General features: G+C 71.8%; 11 protein-coding genes and 2 pseudogenes. 2 read left to right on the plus strand and 11 right to left on the minus strand.

The genetic code is table 11. The features are described 5' to 3' along the window. Together AQI70_RS35575 and AQI70_RS35580 are read right to left on the minus strand one after the other, a co-directional pair. On the minus strand, nucleotides 1-696 hold a 696-nt coding region (locus AQI70_RS35575; RefSeq protein ID WP_159042748.1), incomplete at its 3' end, for a maltotransferase domain-containing protein. A 239-nt stretch (nucleotides 697-935) separates the two neighbouring features. Continuing rightward, entirely contained in the window at nucleotides 936-2,138 is a 1,203-nt protein-coding gene (locus tag AQI70_RS35580; RefSeq protein WP_062156581.1) for a S8 family peptidase, read from the minus strand. Between the two features lie 332 nt (nucleotides 2,139-2,470). Between AQI70_RS35580 and AQI70_RS35585 the strand changes: the two genes are divergently transcribed. Further along, nucleotides 2,471-5,089: a glycosyltransferase family 1 protein gene (locus AQI70_RS35585; RefSeq protein WP_062156582.1), complete on the plus strand. Its 2,619-nt coding sequence runs from the start codon at nucleotides 2,471-2,473 to the stop codon at nucleotides 5,087-5,089. Here the strand turns inward: AQI70_RS35585 and AQI70_RS35590 are convergent. Then, nucleotides 4,999-6,013 (minus strand): annotated as a pseudogene (locus AQI70_RS35590) (LysR family transcriptional regulator). The gene AQI70_RS35585 and the pseudogene AQI70_RS35590 sit on opposite strands and share 91 nt — an antisense overlap. Before the next feature lie 116 nt (nucleotides 6,014-6,129). Between AQI70_RS35590 and AQI70_RS35595 the strand changes: the two are divergent. Then, nucleotides 6,130-6,927 (plus strand): annotated as a pseudogene (locus AQI70_RS35595) (zinc-binding dehydrogenase); the annotation flags it as partial. 10 nt (nucleotides 6,928-6,937) lie between these two features. Here the strand turns inward: AQI70_RS35595 and AQI70_RS35600 are convergent. The 8 genes from AQI70_RS35600 to AQI70_RS35635 form a co-directional block, all read right to left on the minus strand. Beyond that, complete coding sequence (locus AQI70_RS35600) at nucleotides 6,938-7,444, minus strand: DUF1990 domain-containing protein (protein WP_062156583.1); 507 nt, start codon at nucleotides 7,442-7,444, stop codon at nucleotides 6,938-6,940. Between the two features lie 80 nt (nucleotides 7,445-7,524). Further along, complete coding sequence (locus AQI70_RS35605) at nucleotides 7,525-9,183, minus strand: M4 family metallopeptidase (RefSeq protein WP_062156584.1); 1,659 nt, start codon at nucleotides 9,181-9,183, stop codon at nucleotides 7,525-7,527. 210 nt (nucleotides 9,184-9,393) lie between these two features. Beyond that, nucleotides 9,394-11,457 (minus strand): M4 family metallopeptidase, encoded by a 2,064-nt coding sequence (locus AQI70_RS35610; protein WP_079051613.1) that lies wholly within the window; start codon nucleotides 11,455-11,457, stop codon nucleotides 9,394-9,396. 340 nt (nucleotides 11,458-11,797) lie between these two features. Next, nucleotides 11,798-13,864 (minus strand): NAD(+) synthase, encoded by a 2,067-nt coding sequence (locus tag AQI70_RS35615; protein WP_208607507.1) that lies wholly within the window; start codon nucleotides 13,862-13,864, stop codon nucleotides 11,798-11,800. 87 nt (nucleotides 13,865-13,951) lie between these two features. Then, entirely contained in the window at nucleotides 13,952-15,718 is a 1,767-nt protein-coding gene (locus AQI70_RS35620) for an ABC transporter ATP-binding protein (RefSeq protein ID WP_062156587.1), read from the minus strand. Next, nucleotides 15,715-17,436, minus strand: coding sequence for an ABC transporter transmembrane domain-containing protein (locus AQI70_RS35625; RefSeq protein ID WP_062156588.1), 1,722 nt, complete (start codon nucleotides 17,434-17,436; stop codon nucleotides 15,715-15,717). Before AQI70_RS35625 ends, AQI70_RS35620 begins: the two co-directional genes overlap by 4 nt. Nucleotides 17,437-17,493: 57 nt before the next feature. Then, nucleotides 17,494-19,347, minus strand: a complete 1,854-nt coding sequence (locus AQI70_RS35630) for an ABC transporter ATP-binding protein (RefSeq protein WP_062156589.1) — start codon at nucleotides 19,345-19,347, stop codon at nucleotides 17,494-17,496. Continuing rightward, the gene (locus AQI70_RS35635; RefSeq protein ID WP_062156590.1) at nucleotides 19,344-21,137 is read right to left on the minus strand and encodes an ABC transporter ATP-binding protein; all 1,794 of its coding nucleotides are present in this window, start codon (nucleotides 21,135-21,137) and stop codon (nucleotides 19,344-19,346) included. Before AQI70_RS35635 ends, AQI70_RS35630 begins: the two co-directional genes overlap by 4 nt. Between the last annotated feature and the right edge of the window lie 89 nt (nucleotides 21,138-21,226).

Raw genomic sequence — 21,226 nt, forward strand, 5'->3', positions numbered from 1 at the left:
GACCAGCAGCGGCAGGGGATCCGACGCGGTGACCAGATCCCGCAGCGGATACCGCCCCAGCACCGCGTCCACCTCGGGCGTCGACGCGGCCGCCAACCGCCAGGCGGCCGGGCGGTCCTCGTCCCGCAGTGCCTCGGCGGCGGCGAGGACCACCTGGCGGCCCTCCTGCTCGGGCACCCCGGCGGCGGCCCGCTCGTACAGCCGCGCGCCCTCCTCCAGGACCAGGTCCGTGTCCATCCCGGCCGGGATCTTGATCTGGGCGTGGTGCCGCCAGGTGCTGACCGGATCGCCCCAGGCCTCGACCCGGTAGGTCCAGTGGCCGGGTTCGCCGGCGGTGACGGTGGCGCCCCAGCGGTCGGTGCCCGGGGCCAGTTCACGCATCGGCGTCCATGGACCGGGGCGGCCGTCCGGGCCGGTCAGGACGACATTGGCGGCGACGGCGTCATGGCCCTCGCGGAACACGGTCGCCGAGACCTCGAAGGACTCGCCGGTCACCGCCTTCGCGGGCCTGCGCCCGTGCTGGACGACCGGGCGGACGTCGAGGACGGGTATGCGTCCGACGCCGCCGGCCGTGTCGCTCGCACTGGGGCGCTCCGGAGCCGGCGGTCCGGGGTCGGCGGTGGCCGGGCGGGGTACGGGGGGCGCATCGGCGCCGGCCGTCGGGGGTGAGGACGACTGGGGGTGCATGGCGGGCATGACCGCTCCTGTCCGCGTCAACGTTGATGGGCGGATGGCTGTGGGGAGGTGGGTCCTGCGTGGTGCTTCCGGTGGTGCGCCCGGGGGCGCACAGGTGGGGTGTACCGGAGGAGCCTTCCCACCCTATTCGGGTACGCAATCCGGCACTTTGTTAACTACTCACGCGTATGTCTACGCACAAGACCGGCCCCGTTCCTCGGGAACGGGGCCGGTGCCTGCCTTTCGGCGTGAACAGGCCGCTAAGAGCCCGGCACCTGCAGGAGTTTGTTCGGTGAGCCGAGCCCACGGCCGGAGACCTTGCCGGACACGGCCTTGGCCACCAGGGCCTTGGACACCTGTGCGGGTGTGGCCTTGGGATGGTCGGCCAGATGGAGCGCGGCCACGCCCGCCGCGTGCGGCGACGCCATCGACGTACCGGAGAAGGTCGCCTTGCCGGTGTTGCTCGCGTGCGACGCGGACGTGATCGCGACGCCCGGGGCGAACAGGTCGAGGGCCGGACCGAAGTTGGAGAAGCCCGCCCTCGCGTCCTTCCGGTCGGTGGCGCCCACGGTGATGGCCTCCCGCACCGCAGCGGGGGAGTACAGGCCGGCCGGCAGCCCGTCGTTGCCCGCCGCGACCGTGTAGGTGACGCCGGACGCGATGGAGTTGCGTACGGCGGCGTCCAGTTGCGCGTTGCGGTAGCCGCCGAGGCTGACGTTGGCGACCGCCGGCTTCTTCGCGTGCCTGGTCACCCAGTCGATGCCCGCGATGACGTCGGCGGTGGTGCCGCCGCCGGCGTCGTCGAGGACGCGTACGGCGACGACCTCGGCCTTCTTGGCGACGCCGTACTGCCGGCCCGCGATGGTGCCGGCGACATGGGTGCCGTGGCCGTTTCCGTCGCTCGCGGTCCGGTCGTTGCCGACGAAGTCCCAGCCGTGGCTCGCCCGGCCGCCGAAGTCCTTGTGCGAGACGCGGATGCCGGTGTCGATGACGTACACCGTCACCCCGGCGCCCGCGGACTCCGGCCAGGTGTAGCTCCTGTCCAGGGGCAGGTTCAGCTGGTCGACGCGGTCGAGCCCCCAGGACGGCGGGTTCTTCTGCGTGTGGTCCAGGGTCACGCGGGTGTCCTGGACGACCGAGGCGACGCGGGAGTCCGCCGCGAGCCGCTTGGCCTGTCTCTCGTCGGCCCGGACGGCGTAGCCGTTGAGGACCGTGCCGTAGGTGTGGCTTATTTTCGCCCCGTACTTCTCGGCGAGGCTCTTTCCGGCCGCCGACGGAGCCTTCGTTCCCCCCTTGAGTGTCACCAGGTAACTTCCGCTGACGGAGCCGGGTTCACCGGCGCCTCGTATCTGCCCCTCCAGTGCGGCGTGCGCGGGCAGGGTGGTGGCCGAAAGCGCGGCGACACAGGTCACCGCGGTCAGGCCACCGGCCCAGCGCAGACGCCGCGGAAGCGTCCGTGCCATGGTGTGAGTTCCCCTCCTCAACTCGGCGCACCGCGGCCCTGGTTCGCCGGGTGCACCCGGCCGGGGCCGGTGCGCCACGAGTCAGCCTCTCGCGAGGTGAGAAGTCGCCACAAGGAGGCCCACGGGGGCGGAATCGGCCATATCGGCCATGGGGGATGTGTAAAGGTTGCGCTGCTTTTCGGACGGGCGTGCTCCTTTCCCCCGATGGACAGCCACTGGCAGTCACAAAAACGCACTGTGGTTACGAAGCCCCGCATACCGATACCGTCGAGGGCGATGACGGGACGCACAGCGCCGTGCGTCCCCTGCCACGCGCTGCCCGAGGTGGAACTGTGAAGGCGATCCGTCGATTCACCGTCCGTCCTGTCCTCCCCGAACCGCTCCGGCCCCTCAGCGATCTGGCGCGCAACCTGCGCTGGTCCTGGCACGCGGAGACCCGCGACCTCTTCCAGTCCGTGGACCCCGAGTGCTGGGCCGCCTCGGGCAACGATCCCGTACGGCTGCTGGGGAGCGTGTCGCCCGCGCGGCTCGCGGAGCTGGCCGAGGACAGCCGGTTCCTGAGGCGGCTGACCGCCGTCGCCGGTGACCTCGACGACTACGTCGGCGGCGACCGCTGGTACCAGGACCAGCCCGACGAACTCCCCGCCGCCATCGCCTACTTCTCACCGGAGTTCGGTATCACGGCCGCCCTGCCCCAGTACTCCGGCGGCCTCGGCATCCTCGCCGGCGACCACCTCAAGGCCGCCAGCGACCTCGGCGTCCCCCTGATCGGGGTCGGGCTGCTGTACCGGCACGGCTACTTCCGGCAGACCCTGTCCCGGGACGGCTGGCAACAGGAGCACTACCCGGTCCTGGACCCCAACGAGCTGCCCCTCGCGCTCCTGAAGGAGCCCGACGGCACCCCCGCCCAGGTCCTGCTCGCCCTGCCCGGCGGCAGGTCGCTGCACGCCCGGATCTGGCTGGCCCAGGTCGGCCGGGTACCGCTGCTGATGCTCGACTCGGACGTCGAGGAGAACGACCTCGGCGAACGCGGGGTGACCGACCGGCTCTACGGCGGCGGCAGCGAGCACCGCCTGCTGCAGGAGATGCTGCTGGGCATAGGGGGCGTGCGGGCGGTCCGGACGTACTGCAGGCTGTCCGGTCACCCCGCACCCGAGGTGTTCCACACCAACGAGGGCCACGCCGGCTTCCTCGGCCTGGAGCGCATCGCCGAACTCTGCGCCGAGGGCCTGGACTTCGACTCGGCGCTGGAAGCCGTCCGCGCCGGCACGGTCTTCACCACCCACACTCCCGTCCCGGCCGGCATCGACCGCTTCGACCGCGAACTGGTCGCCCACCACTTCGGCCCCGCCGCCGAACTCCCGACCATCGAGGTCGAACGCATCCTCCAGCTGGGCATGGAGACCTACCCCGGCGGCGAACCGAACCTCTTCAACATGGCCGTGATGGGCCTGCGCCTGGGCCAGCGGGCCAACGGCGTCTCGCTGCTGCACGGCAACGTCAGCCGGGAGATGTTCTCGGGCCTGTGGCCGGGATTCGACCCCGACGAGGTCCCGATCACCTCGGTCACCAACGGCGTCCACGCCCCGACCTGGGTCGCCCCGGAGGTCTTCCGCCTCGGTGCCCGCCAGATCGGCGGCCGGCGCACCGAGGACGCGATGACCGTCGGCGGCTCGGACCGCTGGGACTCGGTAGGGAACATCCCCGACCAGGACATCTGGGAGCTGCGCCGGGTCCTGCGCGAGCAGCTGGTGATGGAGGTGCGGCAGCGCCTGCGCACCTCCTGGCGGCAACGCGGCGCCGGCACGGCCGAACTTGGCTGGATCGACGGGGTGCTGGACCCCGACGTCCTGACGATCGGATTCGCCCGCCGGGTCCCGTCGTACAAACGCCTCACGCTGATGCTCCGCGACCGCGACCGCCTGATGGACCTGCTGCTGCACCCCGAGCGTCCCGTCCAGATCGTCGTCGCGGGCAAGGCGCACCCGGCGGACGACGGCGGAAAGCGTCTGATCCAGGAACTGGTGAGGTTCGCGGACGACCCGCGTGTACGGCATCGGATCGTGTTCCTGCCGGACTACGGCATGGCGATGGCGCAGAAGCTGTATCCCGGCTGCGACATCTGGCTGAACAACCCGCTGCGCCCCCTGGAGGCCTGCGGCACCTCCGGCATGAAGGCGGCCCTGAACGGCTGCCTCAATCTCTCCGTCCTGGACGGCTGGTGGGACGAGTGGTTCCAGCCGGACTTCGGCTGGGCGATCCCCACGGCGGACGGCACCGGCACCGACCCGGACCACCGCGACGCCATCGAGGCGGCGGCACTGTACGACCTGCTGGAACAGCGCATCACCCCTCGCTTCTACGAGCGCGGCCCGGACGGCCTGCCCGACCGCTGGATCGAGATGGTCCGCCAGATCCTGACCCTGCTGGGCCCGAAGGTCCTGGCGGGCAGGATGGTCCGCGAGTACGTCGAGCGCCTGTACACCCCGGCCGCGCTCGCGCACCGCGCGATGACACCGGACGCGGCGCGTGAACTCGCGGGCTGGAAGGCGCGGGTGCGCTCGGCGTGGCCGGGCGTCACGGTCGACCACGTGGAGACATCCGCGGCGACCTCCACCGCGGTGCTGGGCTCTACGCTCAGCCTCCGGGTGCGGGTGGGCCTGGGCGACCTGGGCCCGGACGACGTGGAGGTCCAGGCGGTCTCGGGGCGCGTCGACCCGGAGGACCGCATCGCGGACGCGTCGACGGTGCCGCTCAAGCCGGTGAGCGGGCCGGACGCGGAGGGGCGGTGGGTGTACGAGGGGCCCCTCTCCCTGGACCGCACGGGGCCGTACGGCTATACGGTGCGGATCCTTCCGGCTCATCGGCTGCTGGCGTCGAGTGCGGAGCTGGGGCTGGTGGCGGTGCCTTCGGAGGGGGCGGCAGAGGGGGCGGGGGTGTTGATGCGGTAGCTTCGGCGCCCCTCGCGACCGGCAACGCTCACACTCCGGGGGTCCGTCGCCCGCAGTTCCCGCACCAGGGCGCGCACGACGGCGGATCCGGCCAGTTCGGCGGTGGTGACATAGCCGACCCGGCGGGTCGGCCGGCTGGGACCGAGATCGGTGATGCCGACCGAGTGCGGTGCTCCGACCAGGGAGAGCGCGGGCATGATCGCCATTCCGTGTCCTCCGCTCACCAGGGAGAGCACCGCTCCGTCGTCCTCCGCCTCCACGGTCGCCGTCGGGATCCAGTCCTGGGCAGCCCACCAGTCGCGGGTGTACGAGCCGCAGTTCTCGGCCCAGTCGATCAGCGGCAGCGACCGCGGGGCGGTGTGTCCCGCCGAGTGCGCCAGGGCGAACGGCTCCTCGAAGAGCCCGCTCGCGACCAGATTCGGGGCGAGCGGCACGGAACCGCCCAGCGTGGCGATGGCTGTGTCCGCTCTGCCGTCGGCCACTTCGCCCGCGGTGCCGGACCCCACCTCGCGCACGATCCGCACCCGCGGCTCGATTCCCGGATGCCGGGCGCGCAGGGCGCTGCAGGACGGGCGGCAACAGCTGCAGAGCCGCGCGGCGGAAGGCCGCGATCCGCAGCCGCCCCTCCGCCGCGTCGGACCGGGCCGCACCACGCGCCTCGGCGGTCAGCACCTCCAGCAGGCGCAGGATCCGGCGAGCGTGCACCACGGCCTTCTCTCCGGCAGGGGTGAGGCCGGCGCCGGTGCGGCCGCGTGCGAAGAGCACGGCACCGATCTTGCGCTCGCTGCCGCGCACCGAGTGGGAGACCGCGGACTGGGTCAGGCCGAGTGCCCGGGCCGCGGCCGAGAAGCCGCCGGTGTCCGCCACCGCCACCAGCACGCGCAGTTCGTGGGGCGCGAGCTCGGAGTCGGTCGTGCGGGCCACGGGGCGCTCACCTCAAGGTATGAGAACTGCTCATGGAACGGGGTGTCGCATGAGCCCAACCGGCTGCCCACCAGGCGCATTCCCGCCCTACGGTCCGGTCATGAACGAGACCGCGCGCACCGCTGGAGGGCCGTACCATCGGGCGGGTCGTCGCCTCCCGCACGCCCCGGCCGGCCGAGGGCGACATCGTCCTCCACCGGCAGGGCTGGCGCACCCACGCGGTGGTCACGCCGGAGGACGTCCGGCCGCTGCCCCGCTTCGACGGCGTACCCCTGACCGCGTACCTGAGCGTTCTCGGGGGCACCGGTCTGACCGCCTATGTGGGCCTGACCCGGATCGCCCGGTTCCTGGAGGGCGAGGACCTGTTCGTGTCGGCCGCGGCGGGCGGGGTCGGCACGGCGACCGGGCGGCTCGCCCGGCTGCTGGGCGCCGGACGGCTCGTCGGCAGCGCGGGCTCAGCGGCGAAGGCCGACCGTCTGATCCGGGAGGTCGGCTATGACGCCGTCTTCGACTACCACGACGGGCCCGCCGCCGACCTGCTCGGCAGGGCCGCACCGGGCGGCATCGACGTGTTCGTCGACAACGTCGGCGGCGAGCAGCTGGCCGCCGCGGTGGGGGCGCTGCGCGAGTTCGGGCGCATCGTCCGCATCGGCACGATCAGCCAGTACAACACCCCCGACGCGCCGCCGCCGCGCTTCGACCACGCCGACTTCGTGGAGAAGAGCATCCGCATGGAGGGCTTCCTGGTCAGCAACTACCGCGATGTGCAGGAGGAGCTGTACGAGTTCGCGGTACCGCATCTGCAGAGCGGCCGGATCGCGCTGGACGAGACGGTGGTCGACGGCTTCGAGCACATCGTGGACGCCTTCCTGGGCATGCTGCGCGGCCGGAACACCGGAAAGACCATCGTGCGGGACCGCACGGCTACTCGCCCTTCTGCGCGCACAACCGCCGCAACACCACCCCGCACCGCCGCGCATACGCGTGCTGCAACCCCCGCGTAGCCGGTCCGCCCGCCCGGGCGTACCACTTCGCCCCGCGGCTGAACGCGTGCACCGTCAGCCACACCGTGCCGTCCCCCGTGCGGTCCACGACGAACGACTCCTCGCCGCACTCCGGATGGCCGGAAAGCGTGCCGTACGCCCAGCCGACCCGCCGCGGCTCCGCCACCGTCCACACCACCCGGCACGGCGCCTTGATCATGCCGGCGAGGGTGACCGTGACATCGACGTCGGGGGCCGCGCGGTCGGCCGACGCCTCGATGCCGACGCCCATCGCGCGGTGCATCTCCCAGGTCATGACCGCCTCGGCCGCGTGGCGGAAGAGCTCCTCGCCCTCGCCGATGCGGGTGCGTACATGCAGGGCGTGGAAGCCGGGCGGGCAGAAGTCGCTCTCCCGGGTGGCGCCGACGTCTTCGTAGGTGAAGGACATGGGGTACAAGCGTAGAGCGGCACCCGGGGATGCCTTCGTCCCGGGTGCCGCTCCTCAGTCCTGCGTCAACGGGCCGGTGTTCAGCTGACGTTGACCGCCGACCACGCCGCCGCGACCGCCTTGTACTCCGTGCTGCCGGAGCCGCCGTACAGGGCGGACGCCGCGCTCAGGGTCGCCGTACGGGCGCCCTTGTAGTTCGTCGTCGACGTCATGTACTCGGTCAGGGCCTTGTACCAGATCGCGGCGGCCTTGGCGCGGCCGATCCCGGTGACCGTCGAGCCGTTGGCGGTCGGGGAGTTGTAGCTGACCCCGTTGATCGTCTTCGCGCCGCTGCCCTCCGCGAGGAGGTAGAAGAAGTGGTTCGCGGGGCCCGAGGAGTAGTGGACGTCCATACCGCCGAGCGACGACGACCAGTAGTCGGCCGACGAGCCGTCCCTGCTGGGCTTGTCCATGTAGCGCAGCGGGGTGCCGTCGCCGTTGATGTCGATCTTCTCGCCGATGAGGTAGTCGCCGGGGTCGGAGGAGTTCGCCGCGTAGAACTCCACCGCCGCGCCGAAGATGTCGGACGTCGCCTCGTTCAGGCCGCCCGACTCGCCGCTGTAGTTCAGGCCCGCCGTGTTCGACGTGACGCCGTGCGTCATCTCGTGGGCGGCCACGTCGAGCGACGTCAGGGGCTTCGCGTTGCCCTCGCCGTCGCCATACGTCATGCAGAAGCAGCTGTCGGACCAGAACGCGTTGACGTAGGCGTTGCCGTAGTGGACGCGGGAGTAGGCGGCCTTGCCGTCGTTCTTGATGCCGCTGCGGCCGAAGGTGTTCTTGTAGTAGTCCCAGGTCGTCTGTGCGCCGTAGGCGGCGTCGACGGCGGCGGTCTGGTCGTTGGAGGCCGCGCCGGTGCCCCAGGTGTCGTCCGCGTCGGTGAACAGCGTGCCGGCGGAGGAGCTGGTGCTGCGGGCCTTGTTGTACGTCTTGTGGCCGCCGCGCGAGGGGTCGTACAGCTGGTACGTCGAACCCGACAGGGTCGTGCCGAGGGTGACCGTGCCCGAGTAGAGGCTCTTGCCGCTGCCGGTCTCGATTCCCTGGTACTCGTAGAGCTTCTTGCCGGTGGCCGCGTCGGTGATGACGTGCAGCTCGTTTGGGGTGCCGTCCTCCTGGAGGCCGCCGACGACCGTCTCGTAGGCGAGGGCCGGCTTGCCGCTCGCGGCCCAGATCACCTTGCGGGGCGCGTTGTCCGCCTCGGTCTTCTTCGATCCGGCCGCCTTGGCCAGCTTCACGGCCTGGCCCTCGGCCTTGGCCGCGGTGATCTCCGGCTTCAGCGAGGCGACCTTGACGGTGGCCTTCGTCGCCCTGGTGACGCCCTTCGTCGCGCCGGACGCCGACTCGTGGACGACCAGGTCGCCGCCGAGGACGGGCAGGCCGGCGTAGGTGCGCTCGTAGCGGGTGTGGACCGTGCCGTCGGCGTCCTTGACGACGTCCTTGACGACCAGCTTCTCCCGGGCGCCGAGGCCTATCTCGTCGGCGGTCTCGGCGGCCTCGGCCTGCTGGTCCTTGATGAGGGCGGTGCGGGCCGCGGGGGCCAGCGCGACCGGGACGGCGAGCGGGGTCGCCTTTCTGTCGCTGGGCGCCGGGGTCTCGGCGGCCGAACTTCCGGCGGTCAGACCGGTGGTGAGGAGGGCTCCGGCCGCCACCGCGGTGGCGATGGCCAGAGTGGTGCGCTTGCGACGCGCGTAGAGGGGGGTCACACGAGCTCCTTTTGTGGGGGAGGTGCAGTGGTGCTTGTGCGGCGGGTGCACGAAGAGTGACACCTGAGGCGCGTACATGTCAGGAGGGTGTGGTGATGTTGGCCGAAAGCTGACTGTCCGGTAAATGTTTCAGAAATGTGAACGGGCGCCGTCCCGGCGGGAGTTGAACCCACCGAGACGACGCCCTGTCCTGGGCGACCGCGAACGGGCCTACGGGAAGGTGAGCTTCCAGCTGTTGATGTAACCGGTGTCGACGGCCGCGTTGTCCTGGACCCGCAGCTGCCAGACGCCGTTGGCGACCTCGGAGGACGCGTTCACCGTGTACGTGGTGTCGATGTTGTCCGCGCTTCCGCCGGTGCCGTACCCCTTCAGCGTGTACGCCGTGCCGTCGGGCGCGACCAGCTGCACTTGGAGGTCACCGATGTAGGTGTGGACGATGTTCACGGCGACCTGGAGGTTGGACGGCGCGTTGCCCGTCCGACCGGAGACGGTGATCGACGACGTGACCGCCGCGCCCCGGTCCGGAATCGACACGTCGGTGGTGTTCTCGAAGGACGTACCGCCACCGCCGCCCCCGTCGGAGCGCGCGCCCACGTTGACGCCCGCCCAGGCGTCCTGCACCGCCTTGTACTCGGCGCTCGTGGTGCCGTACAGCTCACCGGCCGCCGCGAGGGTGCCGGTGCGGGCGCCCGAGTAGTTCGTCGTCGAGGTGAACTTGGTGGTCAGCGCGCGGAACCAGATCTTCTCCGCCTTGGCGCGGCCGATGCCGGTGACCGGAAGGCCGTCCGAGGTGGGCGAGTTGTAGGTGACACCGTTGATGGTCTTGGTGCCGCTGCCCTCGCTCAGCAGGTAGAAGAAGTGGTTCGCGGGGCCGGACGAGTAGTGCACGTCGATGGAGCCGATGCCGGAGTACCAGGCGTCCTTCGACGCCCCGTCCTTGCTGGGCTTGTCCATGTAGCGCAGCGGCGTGCCGTCGCCGTTGATGTTGATCTCCTCGCCGATGAGGTAGTCACCGACGTCGGAGGAGTTGTTGGCGTAGAACTCGACCGTCGAGCCGAAGATGTCGGAGGTGGCCTCGTTCAGACCGCCGGACTCGCCGCTGTAGTTGAGGCCCGCGGTGTTCGAGGTGAGCCCGTGGGTCATCTCGTGCGCGGCCACGTCGATCGACACGAGCGGGTTGGCGTTGCCCGAGCCGTCGCCGTACGTCATGCAGAAGCAGCTGTCGGACCAGAACGCGTTGACGTAGTTGTTGCCGTAGTGGACCCGGGAGTAGGCGCCGACGCCGTCGCCGCGGATACCCGAGCGCCCGTGCACGTTCTTGTAGTAGTCCCAGGTCAGCGCGGCACCGTAGTGCGCGTCGGCGGCCGCGGACTCCAGGTTGGACGGGCTGCCGTTGCCCCAGACGTCGTCGGCGCCGGAGAAGAGGGTGCCGGTGCCGGAGGTGCCGCGGTTCAGGTTGTACGTCTTGTGGTTGCCGCGCGCGCCGTCGGTGAGGTTGTACGTCGAACCGGACTGCGTGGTGGTCAGGTTGACCGTGCCGCTGTACACCGTGTTGCCGGTGCCGGTCTCGATCGCCTCCCACTCGTACAGCTTCTCGCCGGTGGTGGCGTCGGTGATGACGTGCAGCTCCTGCGGGGTGCCGTCGTGCTGGAAGCCGCCGACGACCGTCTCGTACGCCACGGTCGGCTTGCCGTCCGCGGCCCAGATCACCTTGCGGGGCGCCCGGTTGACGTCGGGGCTCTTGGCGTCCTCGGCCTTCGCGGCGGCCAGCGCCTGCTTCTGCGCCTTCGCGGCGGATACGGCGGCCTTGGTGGTGGCCGGCTTGATGGCGGCGCGGGTGGCCTTGACGACGGCCTCGGTCTCGCCGGACTTCGCGGTCTCCACGACCAGGTCGCCGCCGAGGACGGGCAGGCCGTCGTACGTCCGCTCGTAGCGGGTGTGGACCGTGCCGTTGCCGTCCTTGAGGACGTCACGGACGACCAGCTTCTCCTTGGCGCCCAGGCTCAGGTCCTTGGCGGTGGCCGCCTTGGTGGCGTCGGCCTCGCGTATCAGCTCGGCGCGCTGGGCGGGGGACAGCTTGACGGACTCGGCGCCCGGTATGACCTTGCCCGCAGCCGACGGTGCCTTCTCCGGTGCTGCGGTGGCGGCGCCCGACTGGACGGCCGCGGCGATCAGGGCGGACACGCCGACGAGGGCGACGGCGGCGGCCCGGCGGGTCGCCGTGGAGCGCTGTGCTGCGTGGGGGGTGCGTCTGTGGGAGGAACTGTCTCTCAACACTGACTCCTTCTGCGCGGCCGCGGATCACGCGGCCAGGGGAGACCGGCCGGCGGGTGGGCCGTCCGGGCAGAGCAGGTGGTACGCAGAACGACGTGCGCGTGCGGAAACGGACGTGCGCGTGCGGGAGTTCGGCCGCGGGCACCGCCGTGTGACGGCGCTGTGGGGTTGCTGTGACGCGGCCGTGGGAAGAGTGCCAGGTGACCGCGGTTTCTGTCAGGGGCGCGTCAGAAACTTGGCCGGAAATCGTTCGTTGTCCGGGAGTTCATGTTCGGTATACGGACCGGAACGGTGGGGATCCCCCTCTGGTGGGCCCCATCTGGTGGGGCCCACCCGCCGTCTACTTCTCGGTGCCCGGCATGTCGAACCGGGCCAGGTCCCGCAGCCAGGCGGCGGCGTTGCCGTCGGACGGCGCGCGCCAGTCGCCGCGCGGGGAGAGGGAACCGCCCGCCGAGACCTTCGGCCCGTTCGGCATCGCCGAGCGCTTGAACTGTGCGAACGCGAAGAAGCGACGGCAGAAGACCTCCAGCCAGCGCCGGATCTCGGCCAGGTCGTACGCCACCCGCTTGGCCTCGGGGAACCCCGGCGGCCAGGCGCCGGCCTCCGGGTCGTGCCAGGCGTGCCAGGCCAGGAAGGCGATCTTCGACGGCCGGAACCCGTAGCGCAGCACGTGGAAGAGCGTGAAGTCGTGCAGGTTGTACGGGCCGATCTTGGACTCGGTGGACTGCATCTCCTCGCCGGGCACCAGCTCGGGGCTGATCTCCGTGTCGAGGATCGCGGCCAGCGTCCTGCCGGTCTCGTCGTCGAACTGGCCGCTGCCGATGACCCAGCGGATCAGATGCTGGATCAGCGTCTTCGGCACACCGGAGTTGACGTTGTAGTGGCTCATCTGGTCGCCCACGCCGTACGTGGACCAGCCGAGCGCCAGCTCCGACAGGTCGCCGGTGCCGAGCACGATGCCGCCGCGCTGGTTGGCGAGCCGGAACAGGTAGTCGGTGCGCAGCCCGGCCTGCACGTTCTCGAAGGTGACGTCGTACACCGGCTCGCCGGACGCGAACGGGTGGCCCATCTCCTTCAGCATCAGCCGTGCGGTCGGCGTGATGTCCAGCTCGGCCGCGGTGACGCCGAGCGAGTTCATCAGCTTGTGGGCGTTGTCCTTGGTGTGGTCGCTGGTGGCGAAGCCGGGCAGGGTGAAGGCGAGGATGTCGCTGCGCGGACGGCCCGCGCGGTCCATCGCCCGGGCGGCGACGATCAGCGCGTGCGTGGAGTCCAGGCCGCCGGACACGCCGATGACCACCTTCGGGCCGCCGATCGCCGCCAGCCGCTGCTGGAGGCCCGCGACCTGGATGTTGTACGCCTCGTAGCAGTCCAGGGCGAGGCGCTCGGGGTCGGCGGGCACGAACGGAAGGCGCTCCACCCGGCGCTTCAGCCCCAGGTCCGTCGTCGGCGGGTCCAGCTGGAACCGCACCCTCCGGAAGTCCCCGGTCCGCGTGGCGTGGGCGCGGCGGTTGTCGTCGAACGTGCCCGTCCGCTGCCGCTCCTGCCGCAGCAGATCGAGGTCGACGTCGGCCACCGCGTACTGGTCGTCGAGCGGGAAGCGGTCCGTCTCGGCCAGCAGCACGCCGTTCTCGTAGATCATGGTCTGGCCGTCCCACGACAGGTCGGTGGTCGACTCACCGAGACCGGCCGCCGAGTAGACGTACGCCGCCAGACAGCGCGCGGACGCCGCCCGGCACAGCAGCCGCCGGTCCTCGGCCCGGCCGACCGTGATCGGGCTGCCCGAGAGGTTCGCCAGCACGGTCGCCCCGGCCAGGGCCGCCTCCGCGCTCGGCGGCACCGGCACCCACATGTCCTCGCAGATCTCCGCGTGCAGCACGAGACCGGGGACGTCCGCCGCCTCGAACAGCAGGTCCACCCCGAACGGCACTTCCTCGCCGCCGACCCGGATGCTCCCGCCGCGCTCGTCCTCGCCGGAGGCGATCTGGCGCCGCTCGTAGAACTCCCGGTAGTTCGGCGGGTACGACTTGGGCGCGACGCCGAGGATCCGGCCGCGGTGCACGATCACCGCGCAGTTGTAGATCCGGTGGCGGTGGCGCAGCGGGGCGCCGACGACCAGCACCGGAAGCAGGTCCGCCGACCCGGCCACCACCGTGCCGAGCGCCTCCTCGACGTCGTCGAGCACCGCGTCCTGCAGCAGCAGGTCCTCGATCGAGTAGCCGGTCAGGCCCAGCTCGGGGAAGACGGCGACGGCCACCCCCTCCCGCGCGCACCGGCGCGCTTGCCGCAGGACCGCCTCGGCGTTGGCGTGCGGGTCGGCGATGACGGTGTGGCCGGTGCACGCGGCGACCCGCGCGAAGCCGTGCTGGTAGATCGACCAGAAGTTCAACGGGACTTCCCCAAGCGACATGGACGGTGGCTCATCTTCAGACGGTGGCTCTGCTTCAGCGTGCGGGGCCGGGCGGACCTCCTACAGCACCGAGCATAGATCGCCTGCTCAGACGGGCCGCTCTCCGTGCCAGGAACGCCACAGCGCCGCGTACGCCCCGTCCGCCGCCACCAGGTCGTCGTGAGTGCCGAGCTCGGTGAGGCGGCCGTTCTCCATCACGGCCACCCGGTCCGCGTCGTGCGCGGTGTGCAGGCGGTGGGCGATGGCGATGACCGTGCGGCCCTGGAGTACGGCGGCCAGGGCGCGCTCGGTGTGGCGGGCGGTGGTCGGGTCGAGCAGGGCCGTCGCCTCGTCGAGGATCAGGGTGTGCGGGTCGGCCAGCACCACACGGGCGAGGGCGAGCTGCTGGGCCTGTGAGCCGTCCGTACGGCCGCCTCCGTCGCCCAGCGGTGTGTCCAGGCCGTCGGGCAGGTCTCGTACCCAGGTGTCGGCGCCGACCGCGGCGAGGGCGGCCCACAGCTCCTCGTCGGTGGCGGACGGCTCGGCGATCTTGAGGTTGTCGCGGACCGTGCCGAGGAAGACGTGGTGCTCCTGGGTGACCAGGACGACCTGGCGGCGCAGCTGCTCCGGGCCGAGGGCGACGACCGGTACGCCGCCGACCGTGACCGAGCCGGCCGTCGGCGCGTCGACGCCGGCCAGGAGCCGGCTCAGGGTCGTCTTCCCGGCGCCGGAGGGGCCGACGACGGCGAGCCGCTCGCCCGGCCGCACGGTCAGGTCGACATCGCTGAGGACCTCGCGCCCGCGGTCGTAGGCGTAGCGCACGCCGGTCACCTCGATCAGGTCGTCCGCCGGTGCCGGAGCGTCGGTCTCCGTCGCCCGCGGGGCCCTCGCCAGCCCCTCCACACGGGCGAAGGAGGCGCCGCTGCTCTGCAGCTGCTCGACCCGCATCAGGATCTCGTCCAGCGGCTCGCTCAGCCGTTGCACATACAGGGCTGCCGCCACCACCGAGCCCAGGCTCAGCGCGCCCCGCTCCAGCAGCACCCCGCCGACCAGCAGGACCGTCGCCACGGGGACCAGGTACGACACGTCCACGGCCGGGAAGAACACCGTGCGCAGGAACAGCGTGTGGAAGCGGGTCCGCCGCGATGTCTCCAGCGCGTCGCGGCCGGCCATCACCCGGCGCTTCTCCAGGCGCAGCGCCTCCACCGTGCGGGCGCCGGACGCGGTCGCCGCGAGGATCTCCGCGACGTCCGAGGTGGCCGCGCCCTCGGCGAGGTAGCCGGCGCGGGCGCGGCGCAGATACCAGCGCAGGGCCCACCAGATGCCGCCGAAGCCGAGCACTCCGCACAGGCCGAGGAGGGGGTCCAGGGTGATCACCGCGCCGAGCAGGAACACTGCCTGTACGGAGTTGATGAGCAGTTCGGGGCCGGCGTCGCGCAGGGTGGTGCCGACGAGGGCGACGTCGGCGGTGCCGCGGGCGGTGAGGTCGCCGGTGCCGGCGCGTTCCACGACGTTCGCCGGGAGGGCGAGGGTGCGGTCGACGAACTCCTCGCGGACCCGGGCGAGGGTGCGTTCGCCGAAGCGGTGGCCGACGTAGCGGGCCCAGCGGGCCAGCAGCAGTTCGGCTGCCGCGGCCACCAGGATGGCCAGAGCCAGTCTGTCCACGGCGGTCGTGCCGTGGCCGGCGCGGACCTCGTCGATGATGCGGCCCACCAGCCAGGGGCTGGCCAGACCGGCGATCGCGGCGAGGGAATTCAGGACGAGGGCCGCGGTGAAGGCCTTGGCGTCGGCTCGGACGAGGCGGACCGTGGCTCGTCGGACGTCTCCGGGTTCGGCGATGGGGAGGGTTTTGCGGCCTGGGTCGCGGGACGTCACCTGGCAAGCTCCTCGGCGTTCTCGTCCCGTGCCACCAGGGCCCGGTATCCCGGTTCGCTGTTGATGAGTTCTCGGTGGGTGCCCGTGGCCGCCACCTTGCCGTCGACCAAGTAGTGGACCGTGTCCGCTCGGTCCAGGAGCAGGGGGGACGTGGAGGTGACCACCGTCGTGCGGCCCTGCCGGGTCGTGTGCAGGCGTTCGGCGACCCTGGCCTCGGTGTGGGCGTCCAGGGCCGAGGTCGGCTCCACCGCCAGCAGCACCTCCGGGTCCGCCAGCAACGCGCGGACCAGACGGACGCGTTGGCGCTGGCCGCCGGAGAGGTTGCGGCCCTGGGCGTCGATCGGGCTGTCCAGGCCGTCCGGGAGGCCTTGGACGATGTCCTCGGCGACTGCGGTGTGCAGCGCCCGTGCGATCGCCGCCTCGTCGGGGCCGTCCGAGCCCGCGTGGCCGGCGACCAGCTCGCGCAGCGTGCCCGCGAACAGGTCGGCCTCGTGGTCGGCGACCAGGATGCGGGCCCGGAGCTGCGGCAACGCGATCTCGTCGAGCGGGATGCCGCCCCAGGTCGCCGCCGAGGGGACGTACCGGCCCAGGCGGTCGACGACGGCCACCGCGTCCGCCGGCAGCGAGGCGGCGAGCGCGGTCAGGCGGCCCGGCAGCACCCGCACCCCGGACTCGGGGTCGTGCAGTGCCGCCGGCTCCGCGGGTGCGTCATGCGTGCCGGTGTCGGTCATCGGCTCAAGCCGCAGGAACCGTACGACCCGCCGCGCGGCCACCACGCCGCGGGACACCTGGTAGATGAACTCGACCACGAACGCCACCGGTCGGACCAGGACCGCCACATAGCCGTAGACCGACACCAACTCACCCACCGTGATGGCCCCTTGGGCGGCGAGCCGGGCCGCCAGCCAGGTGACCACGGCCAGGAACAGCGTCGGCAGGCCCATCCCGAGCGCCTGCACCCAGCTGGTCACCGCCCCCACCCGGTACCCCTGCGCGCGCAGCCGCTGCGAGTCGCGGCGGAAGGCGTCGGCGACCAGCTCCTTGCCGCCGAGGCCGTTGAGGACGCGCAGGCCGCTCGCGAGGTCGGCGATGCGCGCGGTCAGTACGCTCTGCCGCTCCCGGTACTCCGTCTCGGTGCCCTGCAGCCGGCCCAGCAGCGGACCGACGAGTACGGCGATCGCCGGCATCCCGAGCAGCACCACCACCGCGATCGGCACCGAGACCGACACCAGCAGTACGGCCACCGTCAGATAGGCGACGATCGCGCCGAACCCGGGGCCGATGACCGTCAGGGAGTGGCTGATCGTCTGGACGTCGCCCACGCCGATGGTGACGACCTCTCCGGCGCCGATCCGGCGCGGCAGCGCGGCGCCCAGCCGGACCGACTGCCCGATCAGGACCTTGGTGGTGCGGAAGAGGGCGTCCATCCGTACCCGGGTCATCGTGCGGTGCCGCATGATGCTCAGCCAGGCGTTGAACACGTGCACGCCGGCCAGCGCGCCGGTCCAGGCGGCCAGCGCCGCGTAGTCACCGGCGGCCAGCCCCTCGTCCACCGCGCGCGAGAGCAGATACGGTGCCGCCGCCAACAGCACCATCCAGACGGCGGAGATCAGCGACCCGAGGGCCGACCGCCCCGCCTGCTGGGTGACCAGCCACCACAGATATCGGGTGCCGCCGCGGCAGTCGGGCTCGCCCGGATCCTCGTACGCGTCGATCATCGCTCTCCCGTGCCCCGTCCGTTCTCCCGTGCCCCGTCCCGCTCTCCCGCCGCCCGCCTACGCCAGACTGTCCCGCCACGCCCGGTGCAGATCGGCGAACCGGCCCGTGCCCGCGATCAGTTCGGCCGGTGTGCCGTCCTCGACGATCCGGCCGTGCTCCATGACCAGGACGCGGTCCGCGATCTCCACCGTGGACAGCCGGTGGGCGATGACGACGGCCGTACGCCCGTGCAGGACCGTCGCCATCGCGCGCTGCACGGCCCGCTCCCCGGGGATGTCCAGCGAACTGGTCGCCTCGTCGAGGATCAGCACCGCCGGGTCGGCGAGCAGCGCGCGGGCGAACGCGACAAGCTGCCGCTGCCCCGCGGAGATACGGCCGCCCCGCTTGCGTACGTCGGTGTCGTAGCCGTCGGGCAGGCCGCTGATGAAGTCGTGCGCGCCGATGGCCTTCGCGGCCTGCTCGATCTCCTCCCGGGTCGCGTCCGGCCGCCCGATGGCGATGTTCTCGGCGACCGTGCCGGAGAACAGGAACGCCTCCTGTGTCACCATCACCACGCCGCGCCGCAGTTCGGGCACGGCCAGCTCGCGCAGGTCGACGCCGTCCAGCAGGACCCGGCCGTCGGAGGGGTCGTAGAACCGGGCGAGCAGCTTGGCCAGTGTCGACTTGCCCGCGCCCGTGGAGCCGACGACCGCGACCGTCTGGCCGGCCGGGAGCGTGAGGTCGAAGCGGGGCAGCACCTCGCCGCCGGTGCGGTAGGCGAACCGGACGCCGTCAAAGACGACCTCACGGCCGGGATGGTCGCTCTCCAGGGCCGGGAGCTGCCGGGGCGCCGACGGCTCGGGGACGGACGGCGTCTGGGCCAGCAGCCCGGCGATCTTCTCCAGGGAGGCCGCCGCCGACTGGTAGGAGTTGAGGAACATGCCGAGCCGGTCGATCGGGTCGTACAGCCGCCGCAGGTACAGCACGGCCGCCGCCAGCACACCGAGGGCGAGCGTGCCGCCCGCGACCCGGTAGGCACCCCACAGCACGATCCCCGCGACGGCGGTGTTGGCGACGAGCCGGGAGCCGACGACGTAACGGGCCATCTCCAGCAGGGCGTCGCCGTTGGTCCGCTCGTGCCGGGTGTTGAGGACGCCGAACTCGGCGTCGTTCGCGGCCTCGCGGCGGAAGGCGCGCACCGGGCGGATGCCGTTCATCGTCTCGACGAACTTGACGATCACGGAGGCGATCGCGGTGGACCGCAGGGTGTAGACCCGCGCCGCCCGCCGCCGGTAGAGCCGTACCAGCAGGTACAGCGGCACGAAGGAGGCCACGGCGACCCCGCCCAGGCCGAGGTCCAGCCACAGCAGCATCGCCGAGATGTAGACGAAGGACAGGATGACGGTGACGAGTTCCTGGAGGCCCTCGTCGAGCAGCTCGCGCAGCGACTCCACGTCCGTGGTGGAACGGGAGATGAGCCGCCCCGAGGTGTAGCGCTCGTGGAAGTCGACGCTCAGGGCCTGGGCATGGCGGAAGATACGGCCGCGCAGGTCGAGCAGCACGTCCTGGTTGACGCGGGCGGAGGCCAGGATGAACCCGTACTGCAGGCCGCCGGAGGCCACCGAGCACAGCAGATAGCCGACGGCGACGGCGGTCAGCGGCCCGAAGTCGTCGCGCCGGAACGCCGGTACGGCCGTGTCGATGGCGTACGCCACCAGTAGCGGGCCCGCCTGCACGGCCGCCTGCTGGAGCAGCAGCAGAAGCGTGGTGAGGGCGACGCGGGCCTTCATCGGGGCGAGCAGGGAGCGCAGGAGCGCGGCGGTGGCGCCCGGGGGAGTGGGCAGGACGTCCCGGTCGAAGGGGTCGTCCGGCTTGGGGGGTTCCTCGGCCGGCTGTTCCTTGCCCGGTGCGGTGGCGGTGGTCGCCGTCATCGGTCGGCCTCCTCGGTTCCGGCCATGAGGTGGGCGTACTCGGCGTTCGAGTGCAGCAGTTCGTGATGCGTGCCGACGGCGGCGATACGGCCGCCGGAGAGCAGGGCGACGCGGTCCGCGAGCAGCACGGTGGACGGGCGGTGGGCGACGATGAGGGCCGTGGTCTGCGCGAGCACCTCCCGCAGGGCGGCCTCGACGGCGGCCTCGGTGTGGACGTCCAGGGCGGACAGCGGGTCGTCCAGCACCAGGAACCTCGGCTGCCCGACCACGGCCCGCGCGAGCGCCAGCCGCTGCCGCTGCCCGCCGGAGAGACTGAGCCCCTGCTCGCCGACCTGGGTCTCGGTGCCGTGCGGCAGGGCATGCGCGAAGTCGGCCTGCGCGACCGCGAGCGCCCGCTCCAACTCCGGCTTCCCGGCACCGTCCGAGGCCCCCATGAGAACGTTGTCCGCGACGCTGGCCGAGAACAGGGTGGGCTCCTCGAAGGCCACCGCGACGAGGGAGCGGAGCTCTTCGCGGGACATGGCGCGGATGTCCTGGCCGTCCAGGGTGATCCGGCCGGACGTCACCTCGTGCAGCCGGGGGACGAGGGCCGTGAGGGTCGTCTTGCCGCTGCCGGTGGCACCCACCAGGGCCATGGACTCGCCGGGGCGGATGTGCAGGTCGATGCGGTCGAGGACGGCAGGCGCGTCGCTGGGGGCGTCGGGGTACCGGAACCGCACGTCGTGGAACCGCAGTCCGAGGCCAGCGGTGCCGTCCGCCGCCGCCCGGACCCCCGGGTCCTCGGGCTTCTCGTCCATCACCTCGAAGTACCGCTCGGTCGCGGTCGCCGCCTCCTGGCTCATCGCCAGCAGGAACCCGATCGACTCCACGGGCCACCGCAGCGCGAGAGCGGTCGACAGAAAGGCCACCAACGTGCCGGCCGACAGCACCCCGTCGGCCACCTGCACCACCCCCACCACCAGCGCCGCCCCGATGGCGACCTCCGGCAGCGTCACGATGACCGCCCAGATCCCCGCCAGCAGCCGGGCCTTGCGCAGCTCCGTGCCCCGCAACGTCCGGGACAGCTCCCGGAAGACGCGCGCCTGACTGCGATGCCGCCCGAACCCCTTGATGATCCGGATCCCGAGCACGCTCTCCTCGACGACCGTCGTCAGGTCGCCGACCTGGTCCTGAGCGAGCCGCGCCACAGCGGCGTACCGCTTCTCGAAGAGGAAACAGGTCACCATCACCGGCACGGCCGGAGCCAGGATCACCAGTCCCAGCGTCCAGTCCTGCAGCAGCATGATGATCACGCCGACGAACACCGTCACGCCGTTGACCACCAGGAACGTCAACGGGAACGCGAGGAACATGCGCAGCAGCATCAGATCGGTCGTGCCCCGCGACAGCAACTGCCCCGACGCCCAGCGGTCGTGGAACGCCACCGGCAGCCGCTGCAGATGCCGGTACAGATCCGCCCGCATCGCCGCCTCGACCCCCGCCAGCGGCCGGGCCACCAGCCACCGCCGCAGCCCGAACAGCAGCGCCTCACCGAACCCGAGCAGGAGCAGATACAGCGCCCCGAGCCACACCCCCGCTGGATCGCGGTCGGCCACGGGCCCGTCCACCATCCACTTCAGGACCAGCGGAATGACCAGTGACAGACAGGAGGCGACGATCGCCACGGACGCGGCCGTGAACAACCGCGAACGCACGGGCCGCACATACGGCCACAGACGCAGCAGCGTGCGTACGGCGGATCGGTCGGATCGGTCGGTCCTGTCCTCGGTGGTTGCACGTGTCGTCACCATCAGCAGCGAGCCTACGGATCGGCACTGACACTGCCCACCGAGTTTTGGCCGGTCCGCGATCGGCCGCTGGTCCTACGACCTGCATGTTC

Origin of the sequence: Streptomyces curacoi (assembly GCF_001513975.1) — a bacterium.
Lineage (GTDB): Bacteria > Actinomycetota > Actinomycetes > Streptomycetales > Streptomycetaceae > Streptomyces > Streptomyces curacoi.

Bases quoted from the DNA above. Each gene is read 5' to 3' on its own strand.
- AQI70_RS35580 (WP_062156581.1), bottom strand. From the start codon at position 2,138: ATGGCACGGACGCTTCCGCGGCGTCTGCGCTGGGCCGGTGGCCTGACC.
- AQI70_RS35600 (WP_062156583.1), bottom strand. From the start codon at position 7,444: ATGTCCTTCACCTACGAAGACGTCGGCGCCACCCGGGAGAGCGACTTC.
- AQI70_RS35615 (WP_208607507.1), bottom strand. From the start codon at position 13,864: ATGTCGCTTGGGGAAGTCCCGTTGAACTTCTGGTCGATCTACCAGCAC.
- AQI70_RS35625 (WP_062156588.1), bottom strand. From the start codon at position 17,436: ATGATCGACGCGTACGAGGATCCGGGCGAGCCCGACTGCCGCGGCGGC.
- AQI70_RS35630 (WP_062156589.1), bottom strand. From the start codon at position 19,347: ATGACGGCGACCACCGCCACCGCACCGGGCAAGGAACAGCCGGCCGAG.
- AQI70_RS35635 (WP_062156590.1), bottom strand. From the start codon at position 21,137: ATGGTGACGACACGTGCAACCACCGAGGACAGGACCGACCGATCCGAC.